The 15,558-nt window shown below is 36.5% G+C and carries 13 protein-coding genes; 8 read left to right on the forward strand and 5 right to left on the reverse strand.

Annotated features, from left to right (window positions below; translation table 11 throughout):
- The first annotated feature begins 48 nt into the window (after positions 1 to 48).
- Positions 49 to 1,026, forward strand: coding sequence for a M23 family metallopeptidase (locus IEV57_RS03550; RefSeq protein ID WP_188439744.1), 978 nt, complete (start codon positions 49 to 51; stop codon positions 1,024 to 1,026).
- A 55-nt stretch (positions 1,027 to 1,081) separates the two neighbouring features.
- Here the strand turns inward: IEV57_RS03550 and IEV57_RS03555 are convergent, their stop codons facing one another.
- Positions 1,082 to 2,833 carry an ABC transporter ATP-binding protein gene (locus IEV57_RS03555; RefSeq protein WP_188439746.1) on the reverse strand — a complete coding sequence of 584 codons (1,752 nt, stop codon included), beginning with the start codon at positions 2,831 to 2,833 and terminating at the stop codon, positions 1,082 to 1,084.
- Positions 2,834 to 3,200: 367 nt separating this feature from the next.
- Between IEV57_RS03555 and fsa the strand changes: the two genes are divergently transcribed.
- The 5 genes from fsa to IEV57_RS03580 all read left to right on the forward strand — a co-directional run bounded on the left by fsa (position 3,201) and on the right by IEV57_RS03580 (position 7,012).
- The gene (gene fsa, locus IEV57_RS03560; RefSeq protein ID WP_188439748.1) at positions 3,201 to 3,860 is read left to right on the forward strand and encodes a fructose-6-phosphate aldolase; all 660 of its coding nucleotides are present in this window, start codon (positions 3,201 to 3,203) and stop codon (positions 3,858 to 3,860) included.
- Positions 3,861 to 3,975: 115 nt separating this feature from the next.
- A complete protein-coding gene (locus IEV57_RS03565; RefSeq protein WP_188439751.1) occupies positions 3,976 to 4,179 on the forward strand; it encodes a fructose-6-phosphate aldolase in 204 nt (67 codons plus the stop codon).
- Position 4,180: 1 nt separating this feature from the next.
- Entirely contained in the window at positions 4,181 to 4,891 is a 711-nt protein-coding gene (locus tag IEV57_RS03570; RefSeq protein ID WP_188439753.1) for a cell division ATP-binding protein FtsE, read from the forward strand.
- 101 nt (positions 4,892 to 4,992) lie between these two features.
- Entirely contained in the window at positions 4,993 to 6,444 is a 1,452-nt protein-coding gene (locus tag IEV57_RS03575) for a S41 family peptidase (RefSeq protein ID WP_188439755.1), read from the forward strand.
- Between the two features lie 118 nt (positions 6,445 to 6,562).
- On the forward strand, positions 6,563 to 7,012 hold the full coding sequence (locus tag IEV57_RS03580) for a GNAT family N-acetyltransferase (RefSeq protein ID WP_188439757.1): 450 nt from the start codon (positions 6,563 to 6,565) through the stop codon (positions 7,010 to 7,012).
- On the opposite strand, the gene IEV57_RS03585 is transcribed toward IEV57_RS03580, so the two are convergent.
- Together IEV57_RS03585 and IEV57_RS03590 are read right to left on the reverse strand one after the other, a co-directional pair.
- Positions 6,999 to 8,108 (reverse strand): glycerate kinase family protein, encoded by a 1,110-nt coding sequence (locus IEV57_RS03585; protein ID WP_188439760.1) that lies wholly within the window; start codon positions 8,106 to 8,108, stop codon positions 6,999 to 7,001. The genes IEV57_RS03580 and IEV57_RS03585 overlap by 14 nt on opposite strands.
- Positions 8,109 to 8,117: 9 nt before the next feature.
- Positions 8,118 to 9,476: an alanine/glycine:cation symporter family protein gene (locus IEV57_RS03590; protein WP_188439762.1), complete on the reverse strand. Its 1,359-nt coding sequence runs from the start codon at positions 9,474 to 9,476 to the stop codon at positions 8,118 to 8,120.
- Positions 9,477 to 9,728: 252 nt separating this feature from the next.
- On the opposite strand from IEV57_RS03590, the gene IEV57_RS03595 reads away from it, so the two are divergent.
- Both IEV57_RS03595 and IEV57_RS03600 read left to right on the forward strand, forming a co-directional pair.
- Entirely contained in the window at positions 9,729 to 11,192 is a 1,464-nt protein-coding gene (locus IEV57_RS03595; protein WP_188439764.1) for a Gfo/Idh/MocA family protein, read from the forward strand.
- 131 nt (positions 11,193 to 11,323) lie between these two features.
- Entirely contained in the window at positions 11,324 to 13,186 is a 1,863-nt protein-coding gene (locus tag IEV57_RS03600; protein WP_188439766.1) for a DUF4139 domain-containing protein, read from the forward strand.
- 517 nt (positions 13,187 to 13,703) lie between these two features.
- On the opposite strand, the gene IEV57_RS03605 is transcribed toward IEV57_RS03600, so the two are convergent.
- Both IEV57_RS03605 and IEV57_RS03610 read right to left on the reverse strand, forming a co-directional pair.
- Complete coding sequence (locus tag IEV57_RS03605; protein ID WP_188439768.1) at positions 13,704 to 15,044, reverse strand: S41 family peptidase; 1,341 nt, start codon at positions 15,042 to 15,044, stop codon at positions 13,704 to 13,706.
- 52 nt (positions 15,045 to 15,096) lie between these two features.
- Positions 15,097 to 15,486 carry a Dabb family protein gene (locus IEV57_RS03610; RefSeq protein WP_188439770.1) on the reverse strand — a complete coding sequence of 130 codons (390 nt, stop codon included), beginning with the start codon at positions 15,484 to 15,486 and terminating at the stop codon, positions 15,097 to 15,099.
- Between the last annotated feature and the right edge of the window lie 72 nt (positions 15,487 to 15,558).

The raw sequence follows: 15,558 nt of genomic DNA on the forward strand, positions 1-15,558 counted from the left end.
AGACTGCACAAGGCTTGCAAAATTAGAAGATTTACCCTGCAAATAATAATGAGTAGAATAAAATATTACTACGACCCAAAAACCTGTAAATACGAAAGATACCAAAGAAGCAAGTGGGACACCATGCTCAATGTCTTAGGCTTTCTTTCAGCTGCATCAATTCTCGCGGTCGGAATTTTAATTGTTTTCAACCTTTATTTTGATAGTCCAAAGGAGCTTCTTCTCAAAAACGAGAATAAAGAACTCAAACTCTATTATGAGTTGATGGAAGAAGAGGTTACTGTTATGAGTCAAATGCTGGCTGATCTTCAACAAAGGGATGATAATCTGTATCGAGTTATTTTTGAAACCGAGCCTATCCCAACTGAAATTAGAAGAGCCGGTGTTGGAGGTTCTGACAGATTTAAAGAAATCAAAGAAAAAGGACTAAAACAAGAACAGTTGATCATCTCACTAAAGAGTAAAGTAGATGACCTCAAAAGACAACTCTATGTGCAGAATGTCAGCTATGACGAAGTTTCAGAGATGGCCTTGAATAAAGAAGAATACTGGGCCTCGATTCCTGCCATTCAGCCGATAAGTAATGAAGATTTAAATAGACTTGCATCGGGTTATGGAAATAGATTACATCCCATTTTGAAAGTAAGAAAAATGCATACTGGAGTAGATTTTTCAGCTCCGAAAGGCACACCCATTTATGCCACTGGCGACGGAGTTGTCAAAGAAGTTAAAACTGTCTTTGGTGGATACGGGAAGCATATCGAGATCGATCACGGTTTTGGTTTTGTAACCAGATATGCACACATGAACGAATTTAAGGTAAGAAGAGGTCAAAGAGTAAAAAGAGGTGATTTAATTGGCACAGTTGGAAATACTGGTTCTTCAACCGCTCCACATGTTCATTATGAAATTTTAAAGGATGACAGATTTGTAAATCCTGTTCATTATTTCTTCAAAGACCTCGATCCAAGTGAATACGATAGAATTCTGGAACTCGCTTCTAAAGAAAATCAATCTTTATCTTAATTTAGGTTAATAAAAAAGTACAAAAAATGGGATGCCGTAAGCATCCCATTTTTTGTTATATCCTAGCCTGATAAGTATAAAGTTGGAAGTATCTTCCCTCCTTTTGAATCAGCTCTTCGTGCTTACCCTGTTCTGCAATTTTTCCTTGCTCGATTACCAAAATCTGGTCAGCCTGTCGGATAGTACTTAACCTATGCGCAATAACAAAAGTCGTTCTACCTTCCATCAATTCCTTTAAACTCGCTTGAATCAAAGACTCACTTTCTGTATCCAAATTTGACGTTGCTTCATCCAATACAAGGATTTTCGGATCTGCTAAAATTGCTCTAGCGATAGCAATTCTTTGTCTTTGTCCACCTGAGAGCTTCACTCCTCTTTCTCCAATCAAAGTATCAATCCCATCTTCAAATCTGTCAGTAAATTCATTCACATGCGCTGCTTTGATAGCCTGATTGAGTTGCTCTTCACTTGCATTTGGTCTAGGGAAAAGTATGTTTTCTTTGATGGTTCCTTCAAACAAAAAATCATCTTGAAGAACAACTCCAAGTTGCGACCTGTAGCTATCCAAGGTGATTTTTTGCAAGTCAACATCATCTATGGTAATAATTCCAGATTCAGGATTCAAAAATGATGCTGCCAAACCTGCTATAGTTGTTTTTCCCGAACCAGATGTTCCTACCAAGGCAGTAACTGAACCTGCCGGTGCTTCAAAAGAAATATTATGTAACACATCCTTCCCTTCTTCATAAGCGAATGAAACATCTTTAAAACTGATATTTCCTTTCATTTTTGGAAGGGCAATTGTCCGCTCACCTGTAGCATTCTCTAGGGGAGAATTCATGATTTCCTCTGTTCTATCCAATCCAGCAAAGGCTTCTGTAAACTGACTTCCAATATTGCTCATCTGAACGATCGGTGCGATCATAAAACCAAGATAAAGCGTAAAAGCCAAGAAATCACCAAAGGTCATCTGCCCATCCATAATCATGTATCCACCAATTCCCATGATACCAGCCGAAGCAAGACCCAGTAAAAATGTAGCTGATGATGTCACCACGCTTGTTGCCGTTAAACTTGCTTTGACATTCAAAAACAATCTTTCTACTCCCGCTTCAAAACTTTTGATTTCTTGTTCTTCTGCATTGAAGCCTTTGATTACTCGAATTCCTCCTAGTGTTTCAGTGAGTCTTCCTGTAACTTCTGCGTTTATTTTTCCTCGTTCTCTAAAAATCGGTCTGATTTTCCCGAAAGCTTTCAAGGATATTAATCCAAATATCAATACGGGAACCAGTACATAAAGTGTCATCAATGGACTGATGTAAATCAAAAGCACCAATGAAATGACAGCCGTCAAAACTCCGCCAATCATCTGAGCAAAGCCTGTCCCTACCAAATTCCGAACGCCTTCTACATCTGTCATGATTCTAGAAACCAGCTCACCTGTCTTTGTATTATCAAAAAACCTAATCGGAAGCTGAATGATGTGCCGCTGAACTTGGGCTCTCAATTTGGAAATCAAATGTTGGGCTTCCACGCTAAGAATTTGCGTAAGCGCATATGACGTAACTGCCTGAATAGTAATCGCTATAGACACTCCTACAACAAGCCACTTTAAGGTATCCAGATTATTGGAAGGAATGACATCATCGATAAGGATCTTACTTGCTCCTGGTAATATCAAACCTGAAAGCCTACTGATTATAATTAAGAAAAGTCCAAGAAACAACTGCTTTCTTCTTGGCCAAATGATTGTTTTAAAAACATGGGCCATAGTGACCTTGTTTTCCCCGCGTTTAGATTTCGACATGCTATTTTGAAAGGAGATAAGTTGATTAGTTATTAAGTTAATCGTTGATTGGTGATAATTTTCATTGAGGCTAGAAATTTAGAATATATTGTCATATCGACCAAAGGGAGAAATCTTTTCATTTGATGGACAATTTTCAGAATTATAGGAAGTCAACTTATTTTATAACGATCAAACAAACCTTTGTTAGTTCTTGATTCTTCCTTCTTTTGTCTTAAGTCTTATATCTAGCGTCCCAAGTCTAGCTCCAACAATAAAAGTCCAAAAATTAGTTCTTTTTTCAATAAAGGAATTAATTGAAGTTCTATTTACTAGATATTCCTTTAACTTTGAACAATTAATAAACAATCTATAAAACCTATACACAATGAAATTCTTTATTGACACCGCAAACCTTGATGAAATCAGAGAAGCTTATGACCTTGGAGTCTTAGATGGCGTTACGACTAACCCGTCTTTGATGGCCAAAGAAGGCATTAGTGGAGATGCAAATGTAAGAGCACATTATAAAGCAATCTGCGATATCGTAGATGATAAAGTAAGTGCTGAAGTGATCTCTACTGATTTTGAAGGAATGATCAGAGAAGGAAAAGAATTGGCAAAAATCGATGATAAAATTGTCGTAAAGATTCCAATGATCAGAGATGGAGTAAAAGCTATCAAATATTTTCATTCTGAAGGAATCAGAACGAATTGTACTTTGGTATTCTCTGCAGGTCAGGCAATTCTTGCAGCGAAAGCTGGTGCATCCTATTTATCTCCATTTATCGGAAGATTAGACGATATTTCTTATGATGGTTTGGAGTTAATTGAACAAATCGTCCATATCTATCAGACTTATGGTTTTGCAACTGAAGTTTTAGCTGCATCTGTAAGACACACCATGCACTTGATCAAATGTGCTGAACTAGGTGCTGACGTAGTTACATGTCCATTGAAAGTGATCACTGGTTTGTTGAAGCATCCCTTGACTGATTCCGGTCTTGCAACTTTCCTTGCTGATCATGCAAAAGCTGCGGGAAAATAATATATCAACCCACGGATAAATTCTTTTTGAAAATTTGACCGTTTTTTCTAAACATTCAATTCCAAATAGAAGTAATCCGTGGGTAATTTTATCGTTATCAAAAGAAATGAATTTCATGTATATTATCAAAGTCAAAGGCAAAGCTAAAATTCCAGATTATATTCAGATCAGAGACGAAAACTTTGTTCTTGTTGCCTATTTTAGAGCTGATAGACCTATGAAAAATGTAGAGAAATTTGGCCTAGAAGGTAAAGAAGAAGCTTTAGAGGCTTTGATAAGAGATCTTCCATTCGGCAAACTTCAAAAACTAGAACTATAACATGGATTTTAACAGTGACCCTATCATAAAAGTAAAAGACGCTGGGATTTTTCAGGGGCTAGATGCTATTTTACACGATGTTAATTTCTCCATAGACAAAAACGAATTTGTGTTTTTGATTGGTAGAACTGGTAGTGGAAAAAGTTCACTTTTAAAGACACTTTACGCTGACCTACCATTAAAAATGGGAGAAGCAGAAATTGTGGGTTTTAACCTCAATAAAATTAAAAATAAAGAAGTCCCTTTTTTAAGAAGAAAACTAGGAATTGTTTTTCAGGATTTTCAATTATTTCCTGATAGATCGGTAGCCGAAAATATATTTTTTGTCATGAAAGCTACAGGCTGGAAGGACAAAACGAAAATGAAAAACAGAATGGCAGAAGTCTTGATGCAAGTCAATTTGGGTGATGCAGCCACAAAGATGCCACATCAATTATCCGGTGGTGAGCAACAGCGAGTTGTGATAGCGAGGGCTTTGATCAATGAACCTGCGATTTTACTCGCTGATGAACCAACAGGTAACCTTGATCCAGATGTGGCTGATGGAGTGTTCAAACTCTTTCAAGATATCAATCAACAAGGAACAGCTATCTTAATGGCAACTCACAACCATGATTTATTAAGAAAATATCCCTACCGCGTACTTAAATGTGAAAAAGGTTTGCTTCTTGATAGCAAAACAGCAGATATTTCAATCAACACCTCTTATTGAGGTGTTTTTTTTTTATTCAAAAGTTAGAAGTTTAATATAAAAACTTGCGTTAAAACAATAGAATAGTAAATTTGGTTGATATTCTATAAGAACAAGATTTTATGAAGCTATTAAGAATTAAATCAGGATTATTATTAAGTCTTTTAATAATCCTTACTGTATTTTCTTCTTGCAAAGAAGAAGAAGAAATGACACCTGCTGTTGACGATAAGCCAACTGCCGAAGAGACTGCAAACATCCGAATAAATAATTGGATAAAAGATGTGATGGATGAAGTATATTTCTGGTTGGAAGACATGAAAACCCCAATAGTGAATACTTCCGACCCAACAAGTTACTTTGAGTCATTTTTGTTTAAACCCACAGATAGATTCTCTGCTATCTACCCCAATTACCAAGAATTGATAAGCGGACTCTCTGGAGTTTCTACTGAATCTGGTTATGAAATAACTTTACTGAGAGAAAGTAACGAAAATGAAAATGTAGTCGCTCTAATTACATATGTCAAAAAAGCTAGTCCAGCTGCCAATGAAAACCTGAAAAGAGGGGATCTAATTAGTCAAATTAATGGTACTACCATGACCTTGGCAAATTATCAAAGTGTTTTACGCCAAAGATCTAGCCAACATTCAGTTACATTTAGAAGAGCCAATGACGATGGTGCTTTTGGAGATCCTCAAACAGTTTCATTGAATTCCATTGAAATTGAAGAAAATCCTAATTTCTTAGATACAGTTTATACCATTGAAAACCAGAAAATAGGGTATGTCGTTTACCACTTTTTTGCTCCAGGAGTAGTCAATTCTGCCACCAACCAGATAGACAACAGATATGACGCTCAAATGGACGAGATTTTCGCAAAGTTTAAGGCTGAAAATATTAATCAACTTATAATTGATTTTAGATACAATGGAGGGGGCTATGTTTCAAGTGCTGTAAACTTAGCCAGTTTGATTGTGCCTAATTATACTCCTGAGAAAGTTTTTTCCAAAACTAAATACAATAGTTTCTTATCTGGCTTTTCAAATTTCCAAAATATTCAAACAAGATTTAGAGATAAATCCCAAAACATTGGAAATCAACTTGGTGATGGGAAAATATATGTTTTGACGAGCTCAAGAACAGCATCAGCTAGTGAATTAATCATCAATGGTCTAAAACCATATTTAGACGTAGTCGTAATTGGTGCAAAAACTACAGGTAAAAATGTCGGTTCTGTTGCGCTGGAAGATGAAGACAATCCAAACAATTCCTATGGACTTCTGCCAATTGTCACTAAAAGTTTCAACAGTTTAGATCAGTCAGATTATGGGACAGGATTTATTCCTAACGAGGAAGTGATAGAATTTGAGTTTTTTCCTTGGAGAGAGTTCGGAGATACAAGAGATCCACTACTTAGTGCTGCGATAAGAAGAATTACAGGCTCTTCTACATCTACCGGTAGATTAAAGAGAGAACATAGAATCATGGTTGGTTCTTCATTAGATGCAAAAATCAGAAATGGAATTTTGCTAGAAGACAATTCAAATTTCAAAAAATATCTAGAAAATTAAGCTAAAACTTCAAGCTATTTCTCTCTTAATACTCAAACCCGATATTGGAAACGATATCGGGTTTTGTTTTTAATTAATGGCTTAAAATCGTATTATCGTTTACCAAAACATTACACCCATGAACTACAATATAAGAAATTGCGAAGAAAAAGACCTCGAAGATCTTGTGTTGCTATGTGCAGCACATGCTGAATATGAAAAAGGTGAATTTGATCCAGCAGGAAAAGTAGAAGCCCTTCGTTCAGGGATTTTTGATCTACCCAAGAGATTGAATTGTTGGGTCGTAGAAGTAGATGGGAAAATTGAAGGTTTCAGCACATATACTTTTGATTATTCTACATGGGATGCAGCATCATTTCTATATATGGACTGTCTTTTTCTCAATGAAAAGATTCGAGGAAAGGGAGTTGGGACAGCAATAATGAAAAGAATACAAGCTGTTGCAAAGGAAAATAACTGTGTGAATATCCAATGGCAAACTCCTGAATTCAACGCTTTGGCTATCAAATTTTATGTCGGTCTAGGAAGTGTTGGTAAACAAAAAATGAGATTCTTTATGAAGCCTTGATACTTCTATAAATGTCAATTATCACTTGTCTGAGATTTTCTTCAGCGATTGCTTTGAAATTTTGATTTTCAAAATCTAAATCAGGCAAACTTCCAACTTGATCAAAACCATCATGTAGCCCGTCATTCCCAGAGGTAATCAAGATGGTTTTCTTTTGATGTTTTTTAGCCAATTGAAGCAATTCATAACTTCCCTTACCACTAGCTGATTGATAATCATAGCGACCCTCGCCGGTGATGATTAAATCAGCCTTGCGAATACGATTTTTCATATTGATTTGCTCGAAAAAATATTTAGAGCCCATTTTGATATTAACAGGAAAGAAATGAGATAAGCCATAGGCTATACCTCCCGCAGCTCCAAACCCTGCTTGATCAGGAATGTCTTTTTTAATTTTTTTAGATAAAATTTCAATAAACCTTTCACAATCTCTGAAATAATCTCCTTGTGAGGCTATTTCGAGCCCTTTTTGGAGACCAAAAACAGGTATTGCTCCATTGGGCCCAAAAAAAGTATTGCCCACATCACAAAGTACCGTGAATCGTAAATCTATTTTTTTTATGGGAATCTGAATGTGAGAAATCCTTTGAAGTAAACTCTCTGAGAACATGCTTAACTCTCTTCCATTTTCATCCAAAAAAAGATAGCCCAATGCTCTTAAAATACCAATTCCTAAATCAATACTCGCACTTCCTCCCAGTCCCAGAATAATATTTTTAGCTCCATGGGAATTGGCATGTTGTATCAGTTCACCAGTTCCGTAAGAACTAGCGATCCGAGGATTCATTTGGTGAGACTTCAAGTTTTTTAATCCTGAAACGGTAGAAATATCAAAGTATGCAGCTTGTTGATCTTCCTGTAAATAATAGAAACCTAAATAGGGTCTACCAATGGCATCCAATGCATATTTTTCGACTCGTTTTAATCCCAAAGCTTTCCCTAACAAAAAACAAGTCCCATCACCTCCGTCGGCAATGGGACAAATATCAAGTTCTAATTCCTGATTACATGATAATAAAGTGCTTCCGATTATTGAAGCTGCATCATCAGCATCAATGCTTCCTTTAAAGGCATTTGGAGCAACGAGGATTTTCATTCGATTTTATCAATATTTATTTTCAGCTTTCATTCTTTTGAAGTAATCAATGGTAGCAGCCTTTACCTTTGGCGCGAGATAAATAGTTGAAATCATCGTAGGAATCGCCATTACCGCATACATCCCATCAATGAAACTTACCACCACTTCAAGAGAAGCCACAGCACCTGCCACGATGGTTAAAAGGTAAAAGTAATTGTAATAATTCGCATGTTTTGCACCAAAGAGGTAATTGAAACACTTGTGCCCGTAGTAAGAATATGTGAACATTGTAGAAAGTGCAAAAACCAAAACTGCTAACATCAAAAGGTATTTTCCAAAACCTGGAAGAGCCATTTCAAATGCAGAAAGCGTAAGTCTCACGCCATCATTCTCTGTAGTTTCCCAAACTCCAGTCAACAAAATCACCAATGCTGTCAAGGTACAAACTACAATTGTATCGATAAATGGTCCCAGCATAGCAATCAAACCTTCTCTTACAGGTTCATTATTTTTCGATGCACCATGCACCATTGGGGCAGTTCCAATACCGGCTTCATTTGAGAAAGCTGCTCTCCTTGCTCCTATTATAATGACAGCACCGACAGCTCCACCCATGACAGAATCTCCCGTAAAAGCATCCATTACAATCAATTTAAGCATTTCTGGAACAGCTCCAATATACTGAATCATGATGATGATTACCGTAATAAAATACAGCGCAACCATAAAAGGAACAAGCTTGGAAGCGACCAAGGCAATTCTCTTAATTCCACCTAAAATCACAATAGCAACGATCAGCATCATAGAGATCCCTAAAATCCACTTGGTAGTTTCTCCATTGTCAAGACCATTTGGAGCTAGCATAACTGACCTAAAAACGGCAGTCAATTGGTTTGCTTGAAAAATTGAAAGAAGTCCTAAAACACCCGCAACAGAAAATAATATGGATAAAGGTTTCCATTTTTTCCCCATCCCCTCTTCAATCACATACATAGGACCACCTTGAACTTCTCCATTGGTATCTTTTCCTCTAAACATAATAGCTAGCGTACAAGAAAAATATTTGGTTGCCATGCCGACAAATGCTGACATCCACATCCAAAATATCGCTCCAGGACCTCCCATATTGATAGCAATCGCTACTCCAGAGATATTTCCCAAACCAACTGTTGCTGCTATCGCAGCGGATAAAGCCTGAGTAGAACTGATTTGTCCAGGCATATTTTCGTCATCAAACTTTCCTCTGACGAGTTTGATTGCATGACCTAAGTGCCTGAACGGCAGGAATCCTGAGTAAAGAAATAACAATAGACCTCCTCCCATCAACAAGACGAGCATGGGGGTGTCCCAAATCCAATTACTAAAGTCAACGATGTATTGTCCCATTATTTAAATGTAAATGAAAAAGCATATTAAGTGCATTTTTTTGATTTAACAAAAGGAATTGCGCTTTCTGCCTTTAAAAAATGATGAACAGATCAACTAATTACAAAATATCAATCGATTGAAATCCCCGTTTATCATTTTGATATTCCATTTTTCCAAAAAGAAAGAATATTTACTAAAACAGAATATTTTTTGATAAATTGAAATTCTATTATCGCATAATCCTATAAACAATTCCCCAAAATAAATAGTATGAAAAAAGATACAACCACATTAAATAATAATTCACGTCGAAATTTCATCAAAGCATCAGCTACTGCTTTGGCAGGTTTCTATTTTGTGCCTCGTCATGTACTAGGTGGACCTGGGTTTGTGGCACCTTCAGATAGACTCAGAGTAGCAGGAATAGGTGTTGGAGGAATGGGCTACAATGATGTAAAGGGAAGTTTTAACAGTGGGAAAGTTGATATTATTTCTCTATGTGATGTAGATGATACCCGAGCCAAGAGAAGCCGGGAAGATCACCCAAAGGCCACATACTACCGTGATTATCGTGAAATGCTAGAAAAGGAGCATAAAAATATAGATGCACTAACCATTTCTACTCCAGACCACATGCACGCCGTACAGGCGATGGCAGCAATGCAATTGGGAAAACATGTGTATGTACAAAAGCCTCTTTCTCACGATATCTATGAAGCTAGAAAACTCACTGAAGCCGCTGATCAATATAAAGTAGTCACTCAGATGGGAAATCAGGGCTCTTCGGGTGATGGCGTGAGAAAAATGATGGAGTGGTACAACGCCGGTTTAATTGGTGAGGCAACACGAGTGTATTGTTGGACAGATCGTCCAGTTTGGCCACAAGGGATTCCTTGGTCAAAAGATGCAGCAAATCCTCCGGCTGATTTAGATTGGGACTTGTGGTTGGGAACAGCACCACAAAAAGATTATGTAGCCAACTTGATCCCATTCAATTGGAGGGGTTGGTGGGATTATGGCACAGGAGCCTTGGGTGATATGGCTTGTCATATTATGGAAGCACCATTTAGAGTTTTAGGATTGAGCTATCCTGAGTCAGCAGAATGTAGTGTAGGTTCAGTCTATGTGGGAGAATTCCAAAGAGGATATTTTCCAGATAGCTGTCCTCCTTCTTCACACATCACACTCAAGTTCAAAAGAGAAGGCAAAGATGATCTACTTTTCCATTGGATGGATGGCGGGATTCAACCTGCAAGACCTGAAGAACTCGGACCAAACGAAATGATGGGCGACGGTGGCAACGGTGTAATTATCGAAGGCACCAAAGGCAAGATGATGTGTAGCACTTATGGTAGAAATCCACAATTGTTACCTCTCTCTAAGACAAAAGATATTTCAGTAGCAGAAACACTTTATAGAGTTCCAAATGGAGACGGCGGTCATTACAACAATTGGGTGGAAGCTTGTATCGGAGGATATGGAAGTCAAGAGTTTGATCAATTGAGTTCTCCTTTTTCCATAGCAGGACCACTGACAGAGTCAGTTTTGATGGGAAATCTAGCCATTAGAAGTTATGATTATAGAATCCCACGTAAAACTGGCAATGGCTTCGATTATCCTGGTAGAGGAATCAAATTGGTTTGGGATGGACCAAATATGAAAGTAACCAACTTCGATCCCGCCAATCAATTTGTAAAAAGAGAATACAGAGAAGGTTGGAAATTAGGGGTTTAAGAAAAGGGCTTCCAATAAAAATTTAAAGGAGGTATGAATATCATATCTCCTTTTTTTATTCAATCAAATTATTAGTAGATTTAATCGTCCATTTTTTGGGCAATACCTATACATCAACAAAACATCTTAACATGCTCAATCTTATACTTTTATATTTTGCATTAGTTGCAAATATTTTTGTTAATCCATTAGAAAAAACGATCAAATCTGATATTAATGAAGTCACTGTTTTTCAGAATGGTGCCCAAATAAATGAAAAAAGTAGCCTAACTATTAGTGCTGGTGAGACAATCTTAGTCATAAAAGGAAAGTCACCCTATATGGATAGCAAAAGCATCCAAGTCAAAGGTTTTGGGGATTTTACAATACTCTCAGTAAATGTTCAATCGAATTATTTAGAAGATAAAGTCAATGAATCGCTAGACAGCTTACAATCCATATTAGAAGTTGATAGGCTTGCATTACAAAAACTTGAAGCAGAAGCAGAAGTCTTGAGGGAGAAAATGACACTTTTGAACACCAACAAAAATCTAGGTGGACAAAACAATGGTTTAAGTATGGTTCAGCTAAAACAAGCTTTGGATTTTTTCGAGAAAGAGATTAGTTCAATTAAAGCCGCTGAAATAACTAATAAGGTGAAATGGTCACAAACAAAGGAGAAAATCCAAAGGCTAGAAAGGCAACTCAATGAAAATAGCAATAAACCCATCATTCCTGTAAATGATATCCTTATCAAGGTAAGCGCTGAACGTGCGGTTGTAGGTGAATTAGCTATTTCTTATATGGTAAGCAATGCAGGTTGGTTTCCAAAATATGATGTTAGGGCTACCGACATTTCAAAGCCTTTAAATTTAAGATATAAAGCAGAGGTTTGGCAAAACACAGGAAATGATTGGAATAATGTTAAACTGAAATTTTCAAATGCTACACCAAGCAAAAGTGGTGTTATTCCTGAATTAAAGAAGTGGGATCTTACTTATGCTAGATTGACAACCTTCGACCAAAATAACATGAATGTCGGCGCAGTAAGCGGAACGATCACTGACACTTATGGTAATCCAATTCCCGGCGCTACCATACTTGTAAAAGGATCAGCCATTGGCACATCCTCAGATCGAAATGGCCAATACAGCCTGACCTTACCTTCTACGGCCAAAAAGTTAGTGTATTCATTTATTGGATATAGACGTAAGGAATTGGCTATTTCCGGTGATTTAATGAATATTGTTTTGGAAGAAGATATGCAAGCATTGCAGGAAGTGGTAGTAACAGGGTATGGAAGTCTTGAAGGTAGAACTCCTGGTTTACAAATTAGAAATTCAAACGCTTCAAAACTAGAGCTGAATGAATCTTTGGATTTGGAAACTACTACTATCGAAAACCAAACTACCGTAGAAATAGCTGTCGATAAACCCTATTCAGTAGCCTCAAATGGAGATAAACTTCTGGTAGACCTAAAAAGCTATGATCTCGAAGCGCATTATGAATACCTAGTAATTCCCAAAAAGGAAAATGTCGCTTTTCTAGTAGCCAAATTAGTTGATTGGGAGAAATATAATTTACTCCAAGGCGAAGCTAACCTGTATTTTGAAGGTACTTATATCGGTAGAACAATTATCGAAGCGGAAAGTCTAAATGATACCCTTTCGATCTCTCTAGGAAGAGACAGGGGAATAGCAATCGAACGAGAAAAGATAGATCAAAATTCCAAAAAAAGGTTAATTGGGTCAAACTACACTGAAACAAGATCCTATAAAATCAGCATTAAAAATAATAAGTCTTCATCGGTAAACTTGAAGGTCATCGATCAATATCCAATTTCGATAGTCAGTGATATCTCAGTCAGCCTCCTTAACTCTTCTAATGCGAAGGTCAATAGTGATACAGGATTTATAGAATGGGAATTGAAGCTCAGCCCGGCAGAACAAAAGGTTTTGGATTTGGAATATGAAGTAAAATATCCAAGAAAGGAAAAAGTGATTTTGGATAGATAATTTTGACCAGATTTTGTTTATCAAAATCGAGCTATACTTAAGTAAAAAAAGAGGGTATTTGACTCAAAACTTAAATTTACTTTTTTGGTTTTGAGTCAAATACCCTTTTTATCTTATCCTCTCGCTCCAACGGAAATAAGTCTCAGAGTAGTTGCAAACATCAAACCTGACAACTTTGACTTTTCAATAGCATAGAGCATGATTACATGCTTAAATTTACCACAAATGACCATGCAGAAAATTATTAGCTGTTAACTGAGGATGTGTGAAAAAGAAACTTGATTAAGATTAATCTCCACATAAGGAATTTTGTCAAATTACTTTTTTCACACAACCTTACACGTTAAACTTTCACAGCTGTAAAAACATGGGGTTTAACACTTTAACTTATTGATTATTAATCAATTAAACTATTCATCCCTCACCATGGAATTAGGTTTGTTATTTGTGATTTAAAACCAGTTTTTAAAGAGATCACACTAACTTTTAACCCTAACGACTGCTAACTTTTCCGAAATCAATAAACAGGAAATTCTTGTTCCAAACCTTTGAAATCATCGATCATATTCCACCTTGGTTTGAAATAATTTGAAAGAAGTCTAGCTCCTGTATTACCTGTTCTAATATATTCTAATGCTGCTTGAAACCTCACTTCTTCAGCACTCCCCCAGTTTTTGGATGGGCTGTCAGGAGCTAATATATCTGCAGGGAAACCATCGAAATAATCTGCTTTTCCTTCTGCATTATCTATTGCAAATGTTATTGGCACTAACTCAACATCATTTTCTCTGAGTGTCCTACTATCGAAACTTAAAGGAAAAGATCCAACAGGTTTCCCAAATGTATTATCACCTACCAAAACAACTTCCATATAAGGATCCAAACTATTGATTAATAACTCTGAAGCTGAAGCAGAGCCTCTAGACGTAATAAAAACTATTCTACTCAAATTCAAATTTCCATTTTTATTAAAGTTGACGGTTCTATTATTATTTGATCTTTCAACATTATGTCTATTTGTATACATCACATTATTTGAAGCACTGATGGGTACAAGGTAATTTAAGATTTGTTCTGTAACAGCTACGGAGCCTCCTCCATTATATCTTAAATCTATGATGATTTCATCAATCCCCTCTTCAATAAAATAATTAAAAGAATCTTCTACTTCTTGACTTCTTGTTGGATTGGTAAGTCCGGGGGTTTGGCGGAAACTTTGATATACCCAGTAGCCAATTTTCTTGTTTTCTTGTTGAATTACATCCTTGTATAGCACGGAGTTGGTTTGGAATGCTGCTTTTGGTATGGATGTCGTTTTTTCTGAATTGTCTGGTAATCTAAATTTAAAGGTATTCGTAAAACCTATTTCATTTGGCCCAAGCTGGAAATTAAAACCACCAGTGCTTGTTTTATATTCAGCAATCGGTTTTCCATTTATCTCTAAAACTTGCCAGCCTCTTTGCCAACCATCTTGCCCAGCAGGAGAAAGATCATAGACAAATGAAACGAACATATTTTCATTGGCATCAATTGAAAATCCAAAACCATGAACTCCTGAAGCTTGACCCGTAAAAGCAGCATTAAAGGCTTCTCTTGTAGTCAAATACGAAAAACGGTCAAGTGGTTTAAAAATTATGGCATTCAGTAACTCTGCATTCGTGCTGTACTGAGTCACATCAATATTTGAAGGAAGCTCTTTGTTCCAAAAATACCAATCCCCCATCGACCTAACAATGGCTTCCTTTACAACGTCTTCGATTTTAACTGGATCTGGTGTTTCTTCTTCTGGGTTACAAGAAAATATTGCTACCGAAACAAATAAGATTAAGAAACGAGCTATTAATAACTTGATATTCATATAACTTTTGATAATAATTTGATTTATAAACGTAATATTGATACGGAATGGTTTAAATAAAAAAATCATACGCTTTTACTTGACTCCATTTTGTAGAATTCTTTTCAATAAATGCTAAATGCAATGGATCGACCTGATATTTATCCTGATCTTCAACCGAATCAAAAAATAAAGTGCAGGCTATCTGATAACTTGAATCCACGATGCCTCTTTCTTCTGTGGGTGCTGGTTCACCAATGAAAAATTGCCCTACTGTCGGACAAAGACCCAAATTAGACGCTTCCTTTTTGAACCCTGCTACATCAACTCCTTCATTCAACCAGAAAAATACCTGATGAATCATTTTTCCACCATGCTGCTGCCCAGCAAGCAAAGGCGTTGAAAAAGACGCTGTCAAACCAGCAAGTCCGACATTTTTGATAAAATTTCTTCTTGATTTCATTTGATATAGTTTAAAGGATCTAAATATAAAAATTTAAATTGCTCCTTGAAATGATCACTCAAATAAAATTAG

The sequence above is a fragment of the Belliella aquatica genome, from assembly GCF_014637795.1.
GTDB classification, from domain to species: Bacteria; Bacteroidota; Bacteroidia; order Cytophagales; family Cyclobacteriaceae; genus Belliella; species Belliella aquatica.

Bases quoted from the DNA above. Each gene is read 5' to 3' on its own strand.
- IEV57_RS03550 (WP_188439744.1), top strand. From the start codon at position 49: ATGAGTAGAATAAAATATTACTACGACCCAAAAACCTGTAAATACGAA.
- IEV57_RS03555 (WP_188439746.1), bottom strand. From the start codon at position 2,833: ATGTCGAAATCTAAACGCGGGGAAAACAAGGTCACTATGGCCCATGTT.
- fsa (WP_188439748.1), top strand. From the start codon at position 3,201: ATGAAATTCTTTATTGACACCGCAAACCTTGATGAAATCAGAGAAGCT.
- IEV57_RS03565 (WP_188439751.1), top strand. From the start codon at position 3,976: ATGTATATTATCAAAGTCAAAGGCAAAGCTAAAATTCCAGATTATATT.
- IEV57_RS03570 (WP_188439753.1), top strand. From the start codon at position 4,181: ATGGATTTTAACAGTGACCCTATCATAAAAGTAAAAGACGCTGGGATT.
- IEV57_RS03575 (WP_188439755.1), top strand. From the start codon at position 4,993: ATGAAGCTATTAAGAATTAAATCAGGATTATTATTAAGTCTTTTAATA.
- IEV57_RS03580 (WP_188439757.1), top strand. From the start codon at position 6,563: ATGAACTACAATATAAGAAATTGCGAAGAAAAAGACCTCGAAGATCTT.
- IEV57_RS03585 (WP_188439760.1), bottom strand. From the start codon at position 8,108: ATGAAAATCCTCGTTGCTCCAAATGCCTTTAAAGGAAGCATTGATGCT.
- IEV57_RS03590 (WP_188439762.1), bottom strand. From the start codon at position 9,476: ATGGGACAATACATCGTTGACTTTAGTAATTGGATTTGGGACACCCCC.
- IEV57_RS03595 (WP_188439764.1), top strand. From the start codon at position 9,729: ATGAAAAAAGATACAACCACATTAAATAATAATTCACGTCGAAATTTC.
- IEV57_RS03600 (WP_188439766.1), top strand. From the start codon at position 11,324: ATGCTCAATCTTATACTTTTATATTTTGCATTAGTTGCAAATATTTTT.
- IEV57_RS03605 (WP_188439768.1), bottom strand. From the start codon at position 15,044: ATGAATATCAAGTTATTAATAGCTCGTTTCTTAATCTTATTTGTTTCG.
- IEV57_RS03610 (WP_188439770.1), bottom strand. From the start codon at position 15,486: ATGAAATCAAGAAGAAATTTTATCAAAAATGTCGGACTTGCTGGTTTG.